Below are 4,789 nucleotides of genomic sequence, written 5' to 3'. Positions count from 1 at the left end.
GCTTGGGGGAGGCACCCCGCTGCGCCGGGCTGCGGAACCACCCGGCGGTTGTGGTACCGGCCCTGGCTACTTCAGCGCCCCCGCGGTAAGCCCCTGCACCACCTGCCGCTGGAAGATGATGTACGCCGCCAGCACCGGCAGCATCGCCATGACGAGGCCCGCGAAGAGACCCGACCAGTCGCCCTTGTAGCCCTGGCTGACGGCGAGCTGGACCAGGCCCTGCGTGAGGACCCGCTTGTCCGGGTCGGTGTTGAGGACCGTCGGCAGCATGTACTGGTTCCATTGGCCCAGGAAGTTGAAGATGCCCACGCTGATCAGGCCCGGCTTGGCCATGGGGAGCATGATCTGGAAGAACGTGCGGCTGTGCGAGGCCCCGTCCACGAACGCCGCCTCGGCGATCGACGTCGGCAGCGTGCGGAAGAACGCCGTCAGGAAGAACACCGTGAACGGCAGCGAGTAGGCGATGTAGACCAGGATCAGGCCGTGGATGGTGTTCAGCAGGCCCATGTTGTTCACGACGTAGAACAGCGGGACCAGCGCGAGCATGATCGGGAAGCTCATGCCGCCGATGAACAGGTAGTAGATGAAACGGTTGCCGGGGAAGTCGAAGCGGGCCAGGACGTAGGCCGCCATGGAGCCGAGGACCAGGGTGCCGACGAGTGAGCCGCCCACCACGAGGACCGTGTTGAGGAAGTAGTCGCTCATGTTGGCCTGGGTCCATGCCCGCGACCAGTTGTCGAAGTGCAGGGAGTCCGGGAGCGACCAGGGGGAGCTGAAGATCGAGCGGTCGTCCTTGAAGGACGTCATGACCGCCCACAGCAGCGGCAGGACCACCATGAACGCCCAGATGACCAGGACGCCGTGGGAGAAGACGTTGAGGACCGTGCCCTCCTTCTTCTCCTTCACGGGAGGCGGCGGCTCGATGTCCGTCTTGGTGATCGGGGCCCCGGACTCGGCCGGGAGCGGCGCGGGGGTTTCGGTCGTCTTCATGGGTCAGTACTCCAGCCGCTCGCGACGGCCCAGCCGCATCACCACGGCGGCGAAGGCCAGCGTGACGACGAGCAGGGCGACACCGATGGTGGTGGCGTAGGCGGCCTGCCCGTCACGGAACGCCTTCTGGTACACGTACAGGACCATGACGGTGGTCGAGTAGTCGGGACCGCCCGGCCCGGTCGTCATGATCTGCACGACCGCGAACGACTCGGCGCCCAGGGCGAGGATGCCCATGTAGACCCAGCCGGACTGCACCGTGTCCCAGAGGAGGGGCAGGGTGATCCGGAAGAACGTGGTGAAGCGGTTGGCACCGTCCAGCAGGGCCGCCTCGTACATGTCCGCGGGGATGGATGCCATGCCTGCGGAGAACAGGACCACGAAGAAGCCCACCGTGGACCAGACGAGGACCGCCATCACCGCCCAGAGGGCCAGGTCGGGATCGCCCAGCCACAGGGGCTGGACGTCGTCCAGGCCGATGCCGCGCAGCAGCGAGTTGATCGCGCCGCTGTCCGGGTTGTACGCGAACGCGAACAACAGCGCGACGATGGCGATCGAGAGGACCTGCGGGAAGAAGTAGACGATCTTGTAGAAGGAGGAGCCGCGGACGCCGGTGATGACCGGGCCGTTCTTTCTCTTTCTGCCGCCCACATTGATCATGAAGGCGAAGAACAGCGCGAGGCCGATCGTCACCACCGGCAGCAGGAGGGCGAACAGCAGGCTGTGCTGCAACGACTTCCAGAAGATGTCGTCGTCGAGCATCCGGCTGTAGTTGTCGAAACCGACCATCGTGAATTCGGGGCTCAGGCCGGTCCAGTCCGTGAACGAGTAATAGATGGACTGGATGAACGGCCAGACCACGAATAGCGCGTACAGGCCGAGGGGCAACGCCAGGAAGCCCACGATGAACCGGTACTTGCCGTGCTGCATCGCCACTCCGGTGCCGTGTGCGGAATTTGGGTTTTCCGGTGCCGTTACTGGTGCTTGTAGTGCTTGATGGAGTCGTCCTTGGCGGTCTCGTCGGCGAAGGCCTGGATCTTCTTGATGGCCTCGGCCGGAGTCAGGCGGCCTGCCATCATCTCGCCCAGGCCGGAGACGCCGATCTTCTCCTTCTGCAACTGCACGTACCAGTCCTGGAGACGGGGATTCACCACGTTCTCGCCGGCCTTGTCCAGCGCCGCGACGCCGGATTTCAGACCAGGGGTGAGGGTGATTCCGTCGGTGCCGCCGTTGTACGCGGTCAGCGACTTCACCTTGCCGGTGAAGTTCTTCGAGGATGCCTCGCTGAGCATGATGCGCAGCTGCTCCATGCCGCCGGCGGCGTTCTTGGCCTTGGCCGGGACGATGAAGGGCTCGCCGCCGGATGCCCAGATGGTGCCGAAGGGCATCTTGTCGGAGGAGTCGAGGCCGGTGGGCGCGGAGACGGCCAGATCGAAGTCCTCGGGGATGACGTTGGCCGACTCGTTCTCCACCCAGGAGCCGTTCGGGATGAACAGTGCCTTGCCCTCGGCCCAGGCGGTCTGCGACTGGATGTGGTCCAGACCCGGGGTGCCCTTGAGGACGTAGCCCTTCTTGTAGAGCTCGTAGTACGCCTCGAAGCAGGCCTTGACGGCCGGGTGCCTCCAGGCGTTCGGCTCCAGGTTGTCGATCGCGTCGAGGACCTCGCTGCCGCCGACCTTGCCGATCATCGGGTACAGCGAGAAGGGGAGGTAGTACGGGTATTTGCCCGCGTACGTCCAGCCCGCCATGCCCTTCTTCTTGGCCTTCGCGCAGACGGCGAGCATCTGGTCCCACGTCTCGGGATAGGCGGCGTCGAGCGAGTCCAACGCCTTCTGCGAGTACCAGACGCCGTACACCGTGTAGGCGTAGTACATGATCCAGACCGGGTCGCCGTCGAGCTGACCCATCTCCACGATGCCGGGGCGCAGCGTGTCACGGACCTTCTTGGCCGGGTCGTCGTAGGAGGGCGCGTCCAGCAGCGGGGTGAGGTCGGTGAGCTGGTTCTTGCCGGCCAGGACGCCCATGTCCATCTGCTCGGCGCCGGAGTTGTCGATGAGGTCCGGCGGGGTGCCCTGGTTGAAGCGGGGCTGGAGGGTGGACTGGATCTTCTGGGTGGCGGAGAACTTCACCGTGGCCTTGGGGAAGTTCTTCTCGTAAATCTTCACGGCGTCCTCGGCGTACTCCTTGCCGAAACCGCCGTCGAACAGGACGAATTCCATGCCGGCCGTGTCGTTGACGGCGAGCGGGTTCTTCGCGGTCTTCTTGCCGGCCTTGGCCTTGTCACCGGTGTCGTCGCCGCCGCCGGAGGCGCAGGCGGACAGGAAACTCATGGTGGGGACGGTGATCAGCCCGAGCGCGGCGGACCTTTTGATCAGATCACGGCGGCCGACACCCTCGGTGCCGTGGTTCTCGGCGGAAGTGGATCCCATGCTCAAGTCCTCGCCTTCTCCAGGACTCAGGCGGTGAACCGGATCCTTCCCGGCACCGCGATCGGGTCAAGCTGGGTCGTGCAGGAAAGTGCGGGTGGTGACGTGCGGATCGTGTGAAGCGTGCGACAGGTATAGTCCACTTCCCGTCGGCGGATCAAGATCGAACACAGGGTTGGCCGTGGGTCTTATCCGAGTTGAGACCTGGCGGAAAGTCGGGGGCTGCGTCTGTTCCTCGGCGGAAATATCCCGGTCATCACCCCTGAATGCCACAAGCAACACCCTTGACACTCCCGGGCCCTTGGGCAACCACTGATCCTTGCGCGTCGAAGCTGACAACGTTGTCCACTGCGCAGGGAGGGTACCCGTAGATGCTGCGGAAAGCTCGGCACAGCTGGGGTTCGGCGGTCGTGTCGGCGACCGCCTTCGCTTTCCGGCATGGGTCCGCGGCCGTCGTCCTGGGGCACGGGCGGCGATGCCGCGCCCGTGTCGATCACCCGGGACGACGAGGTGCCGTCGCCGCGCGCGGACGTGCTGGAGGGCGACGGTGCCCTGTTCGACGACGCGTCGGCGACGGACGACGCGGTGACGTCCGTGGATCTGCCGGTCCCGAAGGGCGCCGAGGCGGTCGAGTACACGCTGACGTCGTCGGCGGCCCGGTGGACGCTCCAGGGCTCCTCCGACGGCACGGCCTGGCAGACGCTGGACCGGCGCCCGGGGCAGCCTTCGCCGGGGACCGGCGGACCCGCGCGTTCACCGTGAGATCGCCGGGTACGTAGGAGAGGTACCGCCTGGTCCTCGGCGTGAGAACACGTCGGCGGTGGTCCAACTGCTGTCCCGCACAACCGAGTTGGGGGTCCGATGCCGCTTCCCGTGCCTGTCCTGCCCGAGGGTGTCGACCCGGCCTGGCTGCCGCCCGCCACCTTCCGGGCTGTCGGCAGCCGCAGGACGTTGATCCGCGGATCGGGTCCGCTGGTGGAGACGGTGCACGGGGAGGTGGCTCAGGCCTGCCGGCGGTTCGGGGGCCGGGTCGTGCGGGACGCCGTAGCGGACGGCGCGTACGACCTGGTCCTCGACCTCGGTGCCGAGGGACCGGAACTCCTCGGCGAGGAGGGTTTCACCTGCGCCCGGGAGGACGGCACGACAACCGTCACCGCCCGGGGCGGACGCGGACTGCTGTACGGGCTGTTCCATGTCGTACGCCTCGGCGAAACGGCCTTCACCGGCGGACGGGCCGGGGAGACACACCTCCCCGCGCTCGCCCTGCGCATGCTCGACCACTGGGACAACGTGGCCGTGCACCCGGTCATGGGCCAGGTGGAGCGCGGGTACGCGGGCGGCTCGCTGTTCTGGCGGGAGGGGAGGGCGCGGGG

3 protein-coding genes and 2 pseudogenes are annotated in these 4,789 nt (G+C 66.7%); 2 read left to right on the top strand and 3 right to left on the bottom strand.

From position 1 onward, the window contains the following. Nucleotides 1–66: 66 nt before the first annotated feature. Genes C1J00_RS38320 through ngcE form a run of 3 tightly spaced genes read right to left on the bottom strand, consistent with a single transcriptional unit; the run spans nt 67 to nt 3,419 of the window. Entirely contained in the window at nt 67–990 is a 924-nt protein-coding gene (locus C1J00_RS38320) for a carbohydrate ABC transporter permease (RefSeq protein ID WP_102913507.1), read from the bottom strand. 3 nt (nt 991–993) lie between these two features. Next, entirely contained in the window at nt 994–1,920 is a 927-nt protein-coding gene (locus C1J00_RS38315; protein WP_102913506.1) for a carbohydrate ABC transporter permease, read from the bottom strand. Nucleotides 1,921–1,964: 44 nt separating this feature from the next. After that, nucleotides 1,965–3,419, bottom strand: a complete 1,455-nt coding sequence (ngcE, locus tag C1J00_RS38310; protein WP_102913505.1) for an N-acetylglucosamine/diacetylchitobiose ABC transporter substrate-binding protein — start codon at nt 3,417–3,419, stop codon at nt 1,965–1,967. Nucleotides 3,420–3,854: 435 nt separating this feature from the next. On the opposite strand from ngcE, the pseudogene C1J00_RS38305 reads away from it, so the two are divergent. Both C1J00_RS38305 and C1J00_RS38300 read left to right on the top strand, forming a co-directional pair. Beyond that, nucleotides 3,855–4,192: pseudogene (locus C1J00_RS38305) on the top strand (hypothetical protein); the annotation flags it as partial. An 85-nt stretch (nt 4,193–4,277) separates the two neighbouring features. Continuing rightward, nucleotides 4,278–4,789 (top strand): annotated as a pseudogene (locus C1J00_RS38300) (alpha-glucuronidase); the annotation flags it as partial.

Source organism: Streptomyces cahuitamycinicus (genome assembly GCF_002891435.1).
Taxonomy (GTDB): domain Bacteria; phylum Actinomycetota; class Actinomycetes; order Streptomycetales; family Streptomycetaceae; genus Streptomyces; species Streptomyces cahuitamycinicus.
The sequence above is the reverse complement of the archived record's forward strand: the minus strand, read 5'-3'. Positions and strand labels throughout refer to the sequence as shown.

Bases quoted from the DNA above. Each gene is read 5' to 3' on its own strand.
- ngcE (WP_102913505.1), bottom strand. From the start codon at position 3,419: ATGGGATCCACTTCCGCCGAGAACCACGGCACCGAGGGTGTCGGCCGC.
- C1J00_RS38315 (WP_102913506.1), bottom strand. From the start codon at position 1,920: ATGCAGCACGGCAAGTACCGGTTCATCGTGGGCTTCCTGGCGTTGCCC.
- C1J00_RS38320 (WP_102913507.1), bottom strand. From the start codon at position 990: ATGAAGACGACCGAAACCCCCGCGCCGCTCCCGGCCGAGTCCGGGGCC.